Origin of the sequence: Amycolatopsis camponoti (assembly GCF_902497555.1) — a bacterium.
In the GTDB taxonomy this organism is placed as follows: Bacteria; Actinomycetota; Actinomycetes; order Mycobacteriales; family Pseudonocardiaceae; genus Amycolatopsis; species Amycolatopsis camponoti.
Window position 1 is genome coordinate 1,921,433 of record NZ_CABVGP010000003.1, and the last position, 12,726, is coordinate 1,934,158.

Below are 12,726 nucleotides of genomic sequence, written 5' to 3' on the forward strand. Positions count from 1 at the left end.
CTATGGACAAACACACCGGTCTGCCCGTCGTGGGCATGGTGGGCGGCGGTCAGCTGGCCCGGATGACCCACCAGGCGGCGATCTCCCTCGGCCAGTCCCTGCGCGTGCTCGCGGCGGGGGAGAACGAAGCCGCGGGGCTCGTCGCCGGCGACGTCACGCTGGGGCACCACACCGACCTCGACGCGCTGCGGAAGTTCGCGGCGTCGGTCGACGTGCTCACGTTCGACCACGAGCACGTGCCGGGCGAGCACCTGCTGACGCTGGCGATGGAGGGCTACCTCATCCGGCCGGCGCCGTCGGCGCTCGGCTTCGCGCAGAACAAGCTGGTGATGCGCGAGATGATGGCGGGTCTCGGCGTGCCGGGCCCGGCCTTCGCCGAGGTGTCCACTGTGGACGACGTGGTGAAGTTCGGCGGCGAGCACGGCTGGCCGGTGGTGCTCAAGGCGTCGACCGGCGGGTACGACGGCCGCGGCGTCTGGATGCTGGACACCGCCCAGCACGCGCGCGAGACCGTGCCGGAGCTGCTGGAAGCGGGCACAGCGCTGCTGGTCGAGGAGAAGGTGGCGATGCGGCGGGAACTGGCCGCGCTCGTCGCCCGCTCGCCCTTCGGCCAGGGCGCGGCGTACCCCGTGGTCGAGACGGTGCAGACCGGCGGCATCAACACCGAGGTGCTGGCCCCGGCCCCGGGGCTCTCGCCGGAGCGCGTGCACGAGGCACAGGACCTGGCGCTGCGGGTCGCGTCGACGCTGGACGTCACCGGGCTGCTCGCGGTCGAGCTGTTCGAGACGGACACCGGGCTGCTGGTGAACGAGCTGGCCATGCGCCCGCACAACTCCGGCCACTGGACCATGGACGGCGCGCGCACGTCGCAGTTCGAGCAGCACCTGCGGGCGGTGCTCGACTACCCGCTGGGCCGGACGGACCTCATCGCGCCGGCGTGCGTGATGGCGAACGTGCTGGGCGCGCCGGAGCTGCCCGAGATGGGGCCGGACGAGCGGCTGCACCACCTGTTCGCGCGGTACCCGGAGGCGCGGGTGCACCTCTACGGCAAGCAGGAGCGGCCGGGGCGCAAGCTCGGGCACGTCAACTTCACCGGCGACCGCATGGACGACCTGCGCAACCGCGCGCTGCTCTCGGCGCACTGGCTGTCCCACGCCGTCTGGCTCGACGGCTACGAAATCCACTAGGAGATCAGGTATGGCGCCGCAGGTGGGCGTGATCATGGGCAGCGACTCGGACTGGCCGACCCTCGAGGCGGCCGGTGCGGCGCTGGACGAGTTCGGCGTCGAGTACGAGGTCGGCGTCTACTCGGCGCACCGCACCCCGCAGCGCATGCTGGACTACGCGACGTCGGCGGTGGCGCGCGGCATCCGCGTGATCATCGCGGGCGCGGGCGGCGCGGCCCACCTGCCGGGCATGGTCGCCTCGGCGACGGTGCTGCCGGTGATCGGCGTCCCGGTCCCGCTGAAGTACCTGGACGGCCTGGACTCGTTGCTGTCGATCGTCCAGATGCCGGCGGGCGTCCCGGTGGCGACGGTCTCGGTGGGCGGCGCGCGCAACGCGGGCCTGCTGGCGGTCCGCATCCTGGCGGCGTCGGACGAGGGCCTGCGCTCGAAGATGGCGGAGTTCCAGCGCGACCTCGAGAAGCTGGTCCTGGACAAGGACGCGGCCCTGCGCGCGAAGGCCGGCCACTAGCGGTCACCACGGCACGGTCTTGCCCTCGCGGTCGAGGAACTCGAGGCCGGGCTTGCCGAGCTTGGCCAGCAGGACGTCCACGATCAGCGGCACGGACTCCTCGACGGTGAACGGCGCTTGGTCGCCGCCGAGAGCGGTGCGGATCCAGCCGGGGGCCATGAGCAGCAGTGCCCGGTCGGCCTGCCGGGCGGCGAAGCTGCGCATGAGCATGTTCAGCGCCGCCTTGCTGGCGCGGTAGACCTCGCGCGAGCCGGCCGTGTTGTTGGTGATGCTGCCCTGGCCGGACGACATCGCGCCGATGAGCCCGTCCGGGGGCACGAGGTCCTGCAGCGCCTCGATGACGCGCATCGGGCTGAGCGCGTTGGTCACCATCACCTCGACGAAGTCGGCGGTCGACACCTCGCCGATCGGAGTCGCCGGGTTGTTCGTGGTGCCCGCGTTGACGAAGAGCACGTCGATCCGGCGTCCGGCGAGCCGTTCGCGCAGGGGCGGCAGCTGATCGGGCTCGGTGATGTCGAGGTGTTCGACCTCGACGCGTCCGGCGGAGGCGTCGGCCAGGTCGTGCAGGGGTGTCCGGGCGGCCGGGTCGCGGACCGTGCCGATCACGTGCCAGTGGCGGGCGGCCAGCTCGGCGGCGATCGCGTGCCCGAGCCCGCGCGAGGCTCCGATGACGAGGGCGGTTTCCATGGCTGTTCCCTTCGAGCGGTGTGCCCCGAGTCTGTCCACTCGCTCGCCGAGCGTGCCCGTGCGGGTGGCGGATTTGTAGGATTGCCTCGATGAGGGGAGCCGCGATGGCCGAATCCGGCACTGTGCAGGCCGACGATGTGCGTCTCATCCGGGCACTCCAGGTGGCTCCGCGAGCCTCGTTCGCCTCGATCGCGGCCGTCCTCGGTGTCACCGAGAACGCGGTCGGCCGCCGCTATCGGCGGCTGCGGAGCGAGGGCGTCCTGCGCGTCGCGGGCATCGTCGACCCGGGCGCGCTGGGCCAGAGCAAGTGGCTGGTGCGGCTGCGGTGCCGTCCCGGCAGCACCGCGGCGATCGCCGACGCCCTCGCGAAGCGCGAGGACGTCAGCTGGGTGGGCCTCTGCGCCGGGGGCTCCGAGATCGGGTTCGCGGTGCGGTCGCGGACCCGGGAACAGCGGGACGACCTGCTCGGCCAGCAGCTGCCGCGGACCGCGGCCGTCCTCGACATCCACGCGTCGGCGATGCTCCGCCAGTTCGTCGGCGGCCGCGGGCACTACTGGGCCGCGCTGCGGGGCACGCTGACCCCCGAGCAGGAAGCGATGCTCGGGACCGACGCGTCGCCGTTCACGGAAGCCCCGGTCGTGGCGCGTGAGCCCGTGCACCTCACGCCCGAAGACGAAAAGCTGCTCGACGTCCTCGCCGCGGACGGCCGCGCCGCCCTGGTCGACCTGGCCGCGGCGGCGGACCTGACGCCCGGCCGCGCCGCGCGCCGCCTTGAGACGCTGCTCCGGCTGCGCGTCGTCCACATCGACGTCGAAATCGCGGCCGAGGCGCTCGGGTACCACGCCCGGGCGCACCTCTGGCTGCGCGTGCACCCGTCGGCGGTCAAGGACGTGGGGCGCACGCTCGCGCAGCAGCCGGAAATCGCCTTCGCCGCGGCGGTTTCCGGGCCGTACAACCTCCACGCCGTCGCGCACTGCCGGGACCTCGACGAGCTGTTCGAGTTCACCTCGGACCGGATCGGCGCGCTGCCCGGGCTGCAGAGCATGGAGGTCTCCCCGCTGCTCAAGCACGTCAAGCAGGCGGGCACGCTCCTGTCCGGCGACCGGCTAGCCGGGCAGCTCGCCGATCAGCTGCTGCCGTAACTCCCGCTTGAGCACCTTCCCGGCGGCGGACACCGGGATCTGCTCGACCACGCGGATCTCCCGCAGCCGCTTGTAGGGCGTCACCTTCTCGTTGACCGCGGCCATCAGCTCGTCGGCGTCCAGCGAACCGCGGGGCACCACGAAGGCGACCGGCAGTTCGCCGACCTCGGTGTCGGGCCGGCCCACCACGGCCGCCGCCGCGACGCCGGGCATCGTGATGAGCAGCTCCTCCAGCTCACGCGGGAAGACGTTGTACCCCTTGTACAGCAGCATGTCCTTCTTGCGGTCCACAATGGACAGGTAGCCGTCGGCGTCGAGGATGCCGACGTCGCCGGTGTGGAGCCAGCCGTCGACGAGGGCGGCCGCCGTCTCCTCCGGGCGGTTGCGGTAGCCCAGCATGATCTGCGGCCCGCGCAGGCAGACCTCGCCCTTCTCGCCCGCCGGGAGCGGGTCCTCGCCGCCCTCGGCGGGGACGACCTTGACCTCGGTGTCGAAGATCGGCACGCCGACCGAGCCGACCTTGCGCGTGCCCGAGCGGTACGTCGGGGAGATGACCGCGCCCATGGTCGCCTCGGTGAGGCCGTAGCCCTCGGCGACGACCACGCCCGGGAAGCGCTCGCGCAGCGCGTTGATCATCGCGTGGTTCATCGGCGCGGCGCCGGAGCCGATCGACTTCACCGAAGACAGGTCCGCGGTGTGGAAGGCGGGCGTCGCGAGCAGCGCGGCGAACAGTGCGGGCGCGCCGCCGATGCCGGTGATCCGCAGCCGTTCGGCGTCGGCGATGTAGGCGGCGGGGTCGAAGCGCGAGTGGAGCACGGTCGTGGTGCCGGCGAGAACGGCCGCGTTCAGCCCGCCGATGATGCCCATCGCGTGGAACCACGGCGTCAGGTTGATCGCGACGCCGGTGCCGAGCCGGGACGGCCACTCGTCCTCGCTGCCGATCTGGTCGATGGTGACGTCGCCGTGCTCGTCGAGCGCCGGTACCGAGCCGGTGCCCCAGCACGCGTGCTGGAGGGTGTTGACCACGACGTTGCGGTGCGTCAGCCGCACGCCCTTCGACCGGCCGGTGGTGCCGCCGGTGTAGGCGAGGTGCGCGAGGTCGTCGTGGACCGACGTGCCGGCGTCCGGCCGCTCGTCCGGCTGCCCGGCGTGGAACGCCTCGAACTCGACGGCGTCGGCGGGCAGGTCGCCGGTGGGGCCGACGACGATCGTCAGCCGGGCCGGGATCCGGTCGGCGACGCTCGCGAGTACCCCGGCGACCGGCCCGAACGTCACGACGGCCGCGGCTTCGCAGTCGGCGAGCTGGAAGGCGAGGTCGTCCGGCGGGAGCAGCGGGTTGGCCGGGCTGAAGGTCGCCCCGGCCAGCAGCGTGCCGTAGTAGGCGATCGGGAAGGCCAGGCAGTTCGGCAGGTGCAGCGCCACGACGTCACCGCGGCCGACACCCCGCGCCCGCAGCGCGTGGGCGAAGCGGCAGGCCGCGCGGTAGGTCTCGGTGAAGGTGAGGCTGCGGCCGTCGTGGGCGAAGGCGGTCCGGTCGCCCCAGCGGGCGGCGCCCGCGGCGATGAGGGAACCGACGGGGACTTCGGGGTAGTCGAGGGTGGCGGGCAAACCGGGCGGCGTCGTCGGCGCGGTGAGCGGCATCACTCGACCATACGAATTCTGCGGTCAACGACACAAGGACGAGAGCGACGCAGTCAGTGAACGAGCGCTAACATCGACGGAACCCTCCCGACGTCGTAGAGAAGGTGACCGGAAGTGACCGAAGGCCTGTACCAGCTTGCCGAGGAGCACGAGGAGCTGCGGGCCGCGGTCCGGGCCCTGGCCGAGAAGGAGATCGCGCCGTACGCGGCCGAGGTCGACGAGAACGAGCGCTACCCGATCGAGGCGTACAACGCGCTGGTCAAGTCCGGGTTCAACGCCGTCCACATCGGCGAGGAGTACGACGGCCAGGGCGCGGACGCCGTGGGCGCCTGCATCGTGATCGAAGAGGTCGCGCGGGTCGACGCGTCGGCGTCGCTGATCCCGGCGGTGAACAAGCTCGGCACGCAGCCGATCATCCTGTCCGGTTCGGAGAGCGTGAAGAAGCTGGTGCTGCCCTCGATCGCGTCGGGCGAAGCTTCGGCGTCGTACGCGCTCTCGGAGCGCGAGGCCGGCTCGGACACCGCGTCGATGCGTGCGCGCGCCCGGCTCGACGGTGACCACTGGGTGCTCAACGGCACCAAGTGCTGGATCACCAACGCGGGCGAGTCGTCCTGGTACACGGTGATGGCCGTGACCGACCCGGACGCGGAGAAGAAGGCCAACGGCATCTCGGCGTTCGTCGTGCACAAGGACGACCCGGGCTTCTCGGTGGGCCCGAAGGAGAAGAAGCTCGGCATCAAGGGCTCCCCGACGCGCGAGATCTACTTCGAGAACTGCACGATTCCCGAGGACCGCATCATCGGCGAGCCGGGGACCGGTTTGAAGACGGCGCTGCGGACGCTGGATCACACCCGCCCGACGATCGGCGCGCAGGCGTTGGGTATCGCCCAGGGCGCTTTGGACGCGGCTATCGCGTACGTGAAGGACCGCCGGCAGTTCGGCAAGTCGATCGCGGAGTTCCAGGGCGTTCAGTTCATGCTGGCCGAGATGGGCACGAAGATCGAGGCGGCTCGCCACCTGGTCTACGCCTCGGCGGCGGCTTCGGAGCGCGGGGACAAGCGGGCTGGGTTCATGGCTTCGGCGGCCAAGACTTACGCGTCCGACATCGCGATGGAGGTGACGACGGATGCTGTTCAGCTCTTCGGCGGCGCCGGCTACACCCGCGACTTCCCGGTGGAGCGCATGATGCGCGACGCGAAGATCACACAGATCTACGAAGGCACGAACCAGATCCAGAAGGTCGTCATGGCCCGCGCCCTGCTCAAGGGCTGAACAACCGCAACCGACCAACGGCCCCCGGCGCGACGATCGCGCCGGGGGCTTCGTCGTGTCCGGGAGCGGTGGAGTTTGTCATGTCCGTGAGTGCCACTCAACCCGCCTTGTGTCACTCGTAGCAGGTCAGGGCCCGGAAGAAAATCACTCACCAGGGGGAGTGTCCGGACAAGTTACCCGCGCGTTAACACTTCGGTGATGCGGATCACCATCGGTTCACAGAGAGGTGAAACGGATGGGCGCAACGACGCGCAGGTGGCTCACGGCCGCCGTCGCCACGGTGGCGGCGCTGGCACTCGGGGCCGGTACCGGGCAAGCCGCCGAAAAGGAACCCACCGGGCCCGTGCAGCCCAACATCCTCACCGCCGCGCTCTACTCGCTCGGTGCGCCCACCATCGCCCCACCGGGGGCGAACGACTGGAACTGCAAGCCCTCCGACCGGCACCCGAACCCCGTGTTGCTCTCCAACGGGACCACCGCCAACGCCTACGAAAACTGGGCCAACCTCTCGCAGAAGCTGGCCAACGCCGGTTACTGCGTCTTCGCCGGCAACTTCGGCGGGGCGCCCGGGAGCTTCCTGCAGACCGTCGGGCCCATCGCCGACACCACGAAAGCGCTTGCCGCCTTCGGGGACAAGATCCTCCAGGCCACCGGGGCGAAGAAGCTCGACGTCGTCGGGCACTCGCAGGGTGGGATGAACGTCCGGTACTGGATCAAGTACCTCGGTGGCGCGGACAAGATCAGCCGGCTCGTCGGGCTGTCGCCGTCCAATCACGGGACCGATCTCTTCGGTCTGCTCAGCACCCTCGAGATGATCCCCGGCGTGCCGGCCGCGCTCGGCACCGTCTGCCAGTCGTGCAACGAACAAGCCGTCGGCTCGGACTTCCTCACCGCGCTCAACTCCGGGGGCGAGACCGTCGACGGCATCCAGTACACCGTCATCCAGACCCGCTACGACGACGTCGTCACGCCGTACGCGAGCGCGTTCCTGGCCCAGAAGCCGAACGTGAAGAACATCCTGCTGCAGAACGTCTGCGGGCTCGACTTCACCGACCACCTCGGCATCACCTACGACCCCGTCGCCCAGGGGCTGGTGCTCAACGCGCTCGACCCGGCCCACGCCAAGACGCCGCCCTGCGTGCCGGTGCCGCCGGTGATCAGCGGGCAGATCGGCTGAGTTTCGCCACATGAGACATAACCCACCGCCGGGGCGGTTTTCCGCTCCGGCGGTGTCACCCTCGAAGGATGTACTGGCCGGTTCCGGCGTCCTGGACGCCCCATGACGAAGCCGAGCTGGTCGCCGGCTGGCGGCTGTGGCTCGAGCTGTCCGACCGCGCCTGGCCGACGGCCGCCTGGGACGGCACGCCCGCCGGGGCCGTCGCCCAGCTGCGGGAGCTCCTGGCCGCGTGCGATGAGATCGAAACCGCTTACCGCGCGGCCGCGCGCGAGCCGTCGCCCGGCTTCCTCAGCTTGACGCAGGGGCTCGCCGTCACGGCCGGTTCGGCGATCTCGCTCTGGTTCGACGACGTCGACCCGCTGGACGGCGAACGCGCCGCCCTGCTGCACGACGACCTCGTGCGCTTCGCCGAACAGGCCGAGCAGGTACTGACGCTGCTGGCGGTCAACGGCGGCTGGGCCCGCCTCGACGAGGTGCGGCGCCGCCCCGCCTAAGCGAGCGTCGGGTCGGTGCCGCCGCCCGGGACGGCGAGGAACTCCGTGCCGCCGAGCATCTCGTCGAGCGGGCGGGCCAGCCGCAGCCTCGGCCCCGGGGCCAGCGTGCAGCTCAGCGTCAATTCCGTGTCGAGGTGCTCGCGGCGCTCGATGCGGTGGTGCGTCCGCTCGCCGGCGAGCGACCAGGTGCCGTCCAGGATCATGCCGAGCCGGATCAGGAGCCGGCTCGCCGTGCCCTCCCACGTGAAGCGGTGGACGACGAACGCCGTGCTCCAGCTCGACCAGTACTGCCAGCCCGTGCCGTCGGGGCGGAAGCCCAGTTCGGTGTATTCGGTCGAACCGGGGTGCACCTCCGACTCCGACCAGTAGCCGACCAGCCGCGCATCCATGCCGGAATCGTCCCATCACAGCGCGCGATTGCGCCGCATGGCCCAGCGGGGTGCGCTCCGGGATGGGTACCCACACGGTATGAACCGGACATCAGACGGCGTGCGCCGGACCGAGGGTTCCGCCCGAAGAGGCGCGAACCGGACCGAGGCCGAAGCCGAAAAGGGCGAGAAGAGCGACACCGCGCAGCTGCTCGGCCGGATCGGCATGGCCTGCTACGGCGTCGTCCACCTCGTCATCGCCTACCTGGCCGTGCAGGTCGCCGTCGGGAGCAGCGAGCAGGCCGACCAGAAGGGCGCACTGCAGCAGGTCGGTTCGACGGCGTTCGGCCAGGTCCTGCTCTGGATCCTCGCCGTCGGCCTGGTCCTGTTCGGCCTCTGGCAGTTCATGATGGCCGCCACCGGCTACGAATGGGTCAGCGGCGGCAAGCGCACGCGCAAGCGGATCGGCGCGGCCGCGCGCGGCGTCGTCGTCATCGCGCTGGGCTTCACCGCCTTCAAGATCGCCACCGGCAGCGGTGGCGGTGGGTCGGGCAACCAGACCCAGCAGGAGTTCACCGGGAAGCTGCTCCAGCTGCCCGCGGGCCCGGCGCTGGTGGTCATCGCCGCCGCCTGCGTCCTCGGAGTCGCGATCGCGGCCGGGGTGAAGGGCGTCAAGAAGAAGTTCCTCGAAGACCTCGACACGCAGGAGCTGCCGGGCAAGACGAAGCGCTGGATCGGCGGGGTGGGCCGGGTCGGCTACCTCGCGAAGGGCGTCGTCCTCGCCATCGTCGCGTTCCTGCTCGCCATCGCCGGGTTCACGGCCGACCCGAACAAGGCCGGCGGGCTGGACGCCGCGCTCAAGACGCTCGCCGCCCAGCCCTTCGGCACCGTGCTGCTGATCGTGGTGGCGCTCGGCCTCGCCTCCTTCGGCGCGTACTGCTTCGGCGCGGCCTGGGCGCACAAGCGCTAACGCCGGGCCACCTGCGCGAGGTACTCCTTGCGGTCCAAGGGGTTCTGGCCGGTCCGCGGCCGCACCGGCGGCGGACCGGGGTAGGGCCGGTAGTCCTCGAACTCGCTGAGGAAGACGCCTTCGCCCTGGCTGAGCGCCGGGAGCGCCTGCTCGAACGCGTGGACGTGCTCCGCGGGGATCGTGCCGTGCAGCGTGCACGACGACGGCCCGGTCACCGGCTCGCCGGGCACCGCGCGCAGGTCCGCGAGCTTGAGCAGCGCCGCGCTGACGGCGTTCGCCGGGACCTCCAGCTCGAAGCGGTGCACCGGCTCGTGCACCCGCGTGCCGGCCTCCTTCAGCGCCGCCATCAGCACCAGCGGCGTCATCTTGCGGAAGTCGCCCGCCGCACTGAGCGGGCTGAAGAACGCCGTGTGCGTCAGCGTGACGGCCACGCCCAGCACTTCCCAGCCGTATAACCCCTGCTCCAGCGTGGCGTGGACGGTCTCGTCGATGGCCTTGTGGAACGCGAGCGGCAGCGAACCCAGCTCGACCGAAAGCCCGAACGTGCGGCCGGGGCCGGGCTCCACCCGCAGCCCGACCGTCGCGAAGAAGTACAGCCGCTGCTCCGGATCCAGCCCCTCGAGGGCTTCCCCGCAGCCGACCGGCTTCTCGACGTACAGGGTGCTCGTCCGCTCGAACGTGACGTCGATGCCGGCGCCGTCGGCCAGCATCGAGCGCAGCACCTCCTTCTGCACTTCGCCGTAGAGCCGGACCGAGATGTCGTGGCCGTGGCGGCGGACGTCGATCAGCGGGTCCTCTTCGGACAGTCGCGTCAGCGCCGTGAACAGCGCCGCGGCCTGCTCGGGCCGGACCGGCCGCACGACGGTCTCCAGGCTCGGCGGCGCGAACACGCCGTCGCCGGCGGGGCCGGGGGAGCCGAGCCGGTCGCCGATGCGGACCTCCCGCAGCCCGCGCACCCGGGCGACGTCCCCGGCGAGCGCCACGTCGTCGCCGGCGACCTCGAGCGCCGAGACCCGGCCGGTGAACTCGGTTTCGCCGCGGAAGAAAGGGATTCGCTGTCGCGCGGCCAGTGAACCGGAGTGCAGGCGGGCGTAGGCGATCTTCTCCCCGGCGCGGCCGCGGTCGATCTTGAAGACCGTCGCGTGCAGTGGCCCGTCGCCGGTGCGTTCGGTCGCCGGGAGCAGCTCGGTCATCGCCGTCACCAGGTCCGCGACGCCGTCGCCGGTGAGCGCCGAGCCGGACAGGACGGGGTGCAGCTCGGCGCGGGCGACCTGCCGGGCCAGCTCGGCTCGACAGGACGCGGCGTCGACTCGGTCGTCCACATAGGACGCCAGGAAGGCGTCGTCGCCGTCGGCCAGGAACTCGGCCAGCTCGCCGGATGACGCGTTCAGCGTGATCGCCCGGGGCGTGAGCTTCGCGCGGATATCGCCGAGCTGGTCGCGCGCGCCCATCCGGTCGGTCTTGTTGACGAAGATCAGCACCGGGATGCCGAGCCGGCGCAGTGTGCGCATCAGGACGCGGGTCTGGGCCTGGACGCCCTCGACCGCGGACACGACGAGCACGGCGCCGTCGAGGACGCGCAGCGCGCGCTCGACCTCCGCGATGAAGTCCGAGTGACCCGGGGTGTCGATGAGCGTGATCCGGGTGTCGCCGGTCGTGAACGAGACCACCGCGGAGCGGATGGTGATGCCGCGACGGCGTTCGAGCTCGAGGGAGTCGGTCTGGGTGTCGCCGCGGTCGACGCTGCCGAGGCGCGCGATGGCGCCGGCTTCGAAGAGCAGGCGCTCGGTCAGGCTGGTCTTACCGGCGTCGACGTGCGCCAGGATGCCGATGTTCAGGGTTTTCACGGTCGTGGGAAGTCCTTTGTGATGCGGGTGACAGGCCGGGTCGGACGGTCTGTCGGCGCATCGGGGTCTCCTCACGGTCGTGGACGCAGGTCAGGGCGAAGATAGCCCCGCGGCGGGGCGCGCGAAAAGCGAATTTCCGTCCCTGTCGGTTCCCTGTCGATCACCCTCCGGAGCTTCGATCCGGGGTCCCGGCGCCCTAACTTGGGGCGGGTCAGTTGAAAATTCACCCACCGGGGAGCTGAAACCGGATGTTCGGACGATTCAAGGACGTGGCCCTGCTGCTGGGGAGGATCGGCGTCGCGGTCGTCTTCCTCGCGCACGGCCTCCAGAAGTGGAACAACGGCATCGACGGCACGGCGAAGTTCTTCTCGATGACGGGCATCCCGCTGCCCACGGTCGCCGCGGTCTTCGCGATGACCGTCGAAATCCTCGGCTCGATCGCGTTCATCGTCGGGTTCCTGATGCCGCTGGTCGGCATCGGGTACGTCGTGATCTCCGTGGGCGCGCTGCTCTCGGTGCACATCGACAACGGGCTGACCGGCCAGGGCGGCTACGAGCTGGTCCTGGTGCTCGCGCTCGCCGGGCTGGCGCTCGGCTTCAACGGCGGCCGGCTTTCGCTCGACCACCTGCTGTGGGGCCGCAAGCGGGCCCGCCGCGAAGCCGAGGCCAGCGAGCTGCAGAACGCCTAGGCCGGGAGGTCCGCCGTGGTGCGCTCCGCATCACGGCGGGCTCCCAGCTTCGCCTCGTTCGCGTTGCTCACGTGGACCAGGTGGGCGCCGGCGACCAGGGGGACGAGCAGGCCGTCGAGGATGCCCTCCGGCCCGCTCCAGTCGCGAGTGGACAGCACGCGGTCGTCCGCGCCGAGGCCCAGCTTCGCCGCGCGGGCGCGGGCTTCGGCCAGTACTTCGTCCACAGTGGAGTCGAACAGCGCGGGGGTGTCGCCGGGGATCGCGACGAGCGGGCTGTACTGGTCGCCCGCCGCGCGGGACTCCGTCAGGTAGTCGAACGCGCCGCCGCCCGGCGCCTCGTCGAGGCCGCGGCCCATCGGGTCCAGCGTGACGACGGCGGTCGCGGTCGCGCCGGTCGGCTCCGGGTCGTCCGGCCCGACGAACGCCACCCGCGCGCCGGCGCCCTCGGTCACGACGCGCGCCCCGCACCACCACGCCCCGAGCAGCACGCCGACGGTCTGCCAGTGCGCCGGCAGCTGCACGGCGACGGCGTCGCCCGGCTCGACGTCGAACTCCTCGGTCAGCCAGTTGGCCGTCTTCGCGGCCCAGTTGGCGGTCGTCGCCACGGACAGCTCGACGCGGCTGCCGAGCTGGTCGTCGTAGTGGGTGATCAACGGTTTCGCGGGCGAGGCCAGCAGCGGGCGCAGCAGCTCGTCGGTCAGGCTCATGCGGACAGGCTAAAGCGCGGACCACGCGCTTCGCCGG

13 protein-coding genes are annotated in these 12,726 nt (G+C 71.3%); 8 read left to right on the plus strand and 5 right to left on the minus strand.

The window, feature by feature from the left end:
• Positions 1-2 precede the first annotated feature (2 nt).
• Together AA23TX_RS45885 and purE are read left to right on the plus strand one after the other, a co-directional pair.
• Positions 3-1,187, plus strand: coding sequence for a 5-(carboxyamino)imidazole ribonucleotide synthase (locus AA23TX_RS45885; RefSeq protein ID WP_155549127.1), 1,185 nt, complete (start codon positions 3-5; stop codon positions 1,185-1,187).
• A 10-nt stretch (positions 1,188-1,197) separates the two neighbouring features.
• On the plus strand, positions 1,198-1,695 hold the full coding sequence (gene purE / locus AA23TX_RS45890; RefSeq protein ID WP_155549128.1) for a 5-(carboxyamino)imidazole ribonucleotide mutase: 498 nt from the start codon (positions 1,198-1,200) through the stop codon (positions 1,693-1,695).
• Positions 1,696-1,698: 3 nt separating this feature from the next.
• On the opposite strand, the gene AA23TX_RS45895 is transcribed toward purE, so the two are convergent.
• Complete coding sequence (locus tag AA23TX_RS45895; protein WP_155549129.1) at positions 1,699-2,382, minus strand: SDR family NAD(P)-dependent oxidoreductase; 684 nt, start codon at positions 2,380-2,382, stop codon at positions 1,699-1,701.
• Positions 2,383-2,471: 89 nt separating this feature from the next.
• On the opposite strand from AA23TX_RS45895, the gene AA23TX_RS45900 reads away from it, so the two are divergent.
• Complete coding sequence (locus AA23TX_RS45900) at positions 2,472-3,524, plus strand: Lrp/AsnC family transcriptional regulator (RefSeq protein WP_155549130.1); 1,053 nt, start codon at positions 2,472-2,474, stop codon at positions 3,522-3,524.
• Here the strand turns inward: AA23TX_RS45900 and AA23TX_RS45905 are convergent.
• On the minus strand, positions 3,489-5,165 hold the full coding sequence (locus AA23TX_RS45905; RefSeq protein WP_196425897.1) for a class I adenylate-forming enzyme family protein: 1,677 nt from the start codon (positions 5,163-5,165) through the stop codon (positions 3,489-3,491). The two genes, AA23TX_RS45900 and AA23TX_RS45905, sit on opposite strands and share 36 nt — an antisense overlap.
• Before the next feature lie 114 nt (positions 5,166-5,279).
• On the opposite strand from AA23TX_RS45905, the gene AA23TX_RS45910 reads away from it, so the two are divergent.
• From AA23TX_RS45910 to AA23TX_RS45920, 3 genes are all read left to right on the plus strand, one after another.
• Positions 5,280-6,437 (plus strand): acyl-CoA dehydrogenase family protein, encoded by a 1,158-nt coding sequence (locus AA23TX_RS45910; RefSeq protein WP_155549132.1) that lies wholly within the window; start codon positions 5,280-5,282, stop codon positions 6,435-6,437.
• Positions 6,438-6,672: 235 nt separating this feature from the next.
• Positions 6,673-7,614, plus strand: a complete 942-nt coding sequence (locus tag AA23TX_RS45915; protein WP_155549133.1) for an esterase/lipase family protein — start codon at positions 6,673-6,675, stop codon at positions 7,612-7,614.
• 68 nt (positions 7,615-7,682) lie between these two features.
• On the plus strand, positions 7,683-8,108 hold the full coding sequence (locus AA23TX_RS45920; protein WP_155549134.1) for a hypothetical protein: 426 nt from the start codon (positions 7,683-7,685) through the stop codon (positions 8,106-8,108).
• Here the strand turns inward: AA23TX_RS45920 and AA23TX_RS45925 are convergent.
• Positions 8,105-8,497, minus strand: a complete 393-nt coding sequence (locus AA23TX_RS45925; protein WP_155549135.1) for a hypothetical protein — start codon at positions 8,495-8,497, stop codon at positions 8,105-8,107. The genes AA23TX_RS45920 and AA23TX_RS45925 overlap by 4 nt on opposite strands.
• Before the next feature lie 79 nt (positions 8,498-8,576).
• Here AA23TX_RS45925 and AA23TX_RS45930 point away from each other — a divergent pair, with 79 nt between their 5' ends.
• Positions 8,577-9,446, plus strand: a complete 870-nt coding sequence (locus AA23TX_RS45930; RefSeq protein ID WP_155549136.1) for a DUF1206 domain-containing protein — start codon at positions 8,577-8,579, stop codon at positions 9,444-9,446.
• On the opposite strand, the gene AA23TX_RS45935 is transcribed toward AA23TX_RS45930, so the two are convergent.
• On the minus strand, positions 9,443-11,293 hold the full coding sequence (locus AA23TX_RS45935) for an elongation factor G (RefSeq protein ID WP_155549137.1): 1,851 nt from the start codon (positions 11,291-11,293) through the stop codon (positions 9,443-9,445). The genes AA23TX_RS45930 and AA23TX_RS45935 overlap by 4 nt on opposite strands.
• 248 nt (positions 11,294-11,541) lie before the next feature.
• Here AA23TX_RS45935 and AA23TX_RS45940 point away from each other — a divergent pair, with 248 nt between their 5' ends.
• Positions 11,542-11,982, plus strand: a complete 441-nt coding sequence (locus tag AA23TX_RS45940; RefSeq protein ID WP_155549138.1) for a DoxX family protein — start codon at positions 11,542-11,544, stop codon at positions 11,980-11,982.
• Here AA23TX_RS45940 and AA23TX_RS45945 read toward each other — a convergent pair.
• Positions 11,979-12,689 carry a TIGR03089 family protein gene (locus AA23TX_RS45945; protein ID WP_155549139.1) on the minus strand — a complete coding sequence of 237 codons (711 nt, stop codon included), beginning with the start codon at positions 12,687-12,689 and terminating at the stop codon, positions 11,979-11,981. The two genes, AA23TX_RS45940 and AA23TX_RS45945, sit on opposite strands and share 4 nt — an antisense overlap.
• Positions 12,690-12,726 lie beyond the last annotated feature (37 nt).

What these genes read in the sequence shown, in the direction of transcription:
- AA23TX_RS45895 (WP_155549129.1), bottom strand. Translation starts at nt 2,382, where the DNA reads ATGGAAACCGCCCTCGTCATCGGAGCCTCGCGCGGGCTCGGGCACGCG.
- AA23TX_RS45930 (WP_155549136.1), top strand. Translation starts at nt 8,577, where the DNA reads ATGAACCGGACATCAGACGGCGTGCGCCGGACCGAGGGTTCCGCCCGA.
- AA23TX_RS45940 (WP_155549138.1), top strand. Translation starts at nt 11,542, where the DNA reads ATGTTCGGACGATTCAAGGACGTGGCCCTGCTGCTGGGGAGGATCGGC.
- AA23TX_RS45920 (WP_155549134.1), top strand. Translation starts at nt 7,683, where the DNA reads ATGTACTGGCCGGTTCCGGCGTCCTGGACGCCCCATGACGAAGCCGAG.
- AA23TX_RS45925 (WP_155549135.1), bottom strand. Translation starts at nt 8,497, where the DNA reads ATGGATGCGCGGCTGGTCGGCTACTGGTCGGAGTCGGAGGTGCACCCC.
- AA23TX_RS45905 (WP_196425897.1), bottom strand. Translation starts at nt 5,165, where the DNA reads ATGCCGCTCACCGCGCCGACGACGCCGCCCGGTTTGCCCGCCACCCTC.
- AA23TX_RS45900 (WP_155549130.1), top strand. Translation starts at nt 2,472, where the DNA reads ATGAGGGGAGCCGCGATGGCCGAATCCGGCACTGTGCAGGCCGACGAT.
- AA23TX_RS45945 (WP_155549139.1), bottom strand. Translation starts at nt 12,689, where the DNA reads ATGAGCCTGACCGACGAGCTGCTGCGCCCGCTGCTGGCCTCGCCCGCG.
- AA23TX_RS45885 (WP_155549127.1), top strand. Translation starts at nt 3, where the DNA reads ATGGACAAACACACCGGTCTGCCCGTCGTGGGCATGGTGGGCGGCGGT.
- purE (WP_155549128.1), top strand. Translation starts at nt 1,198, where the DNA reads ATGGCGCCGCAGGTGGGCGTGATCATGGGCAGCGACTCGGACTGGCCG.
- AA23TX_RS45915 (WP_155549133.1), top strand. Translation starts at nt 6,673, where the DNA reads ATGGGCGCAACGACGCGCAGGTGGCTCACGGCCGCCGTCGCCACGGTG.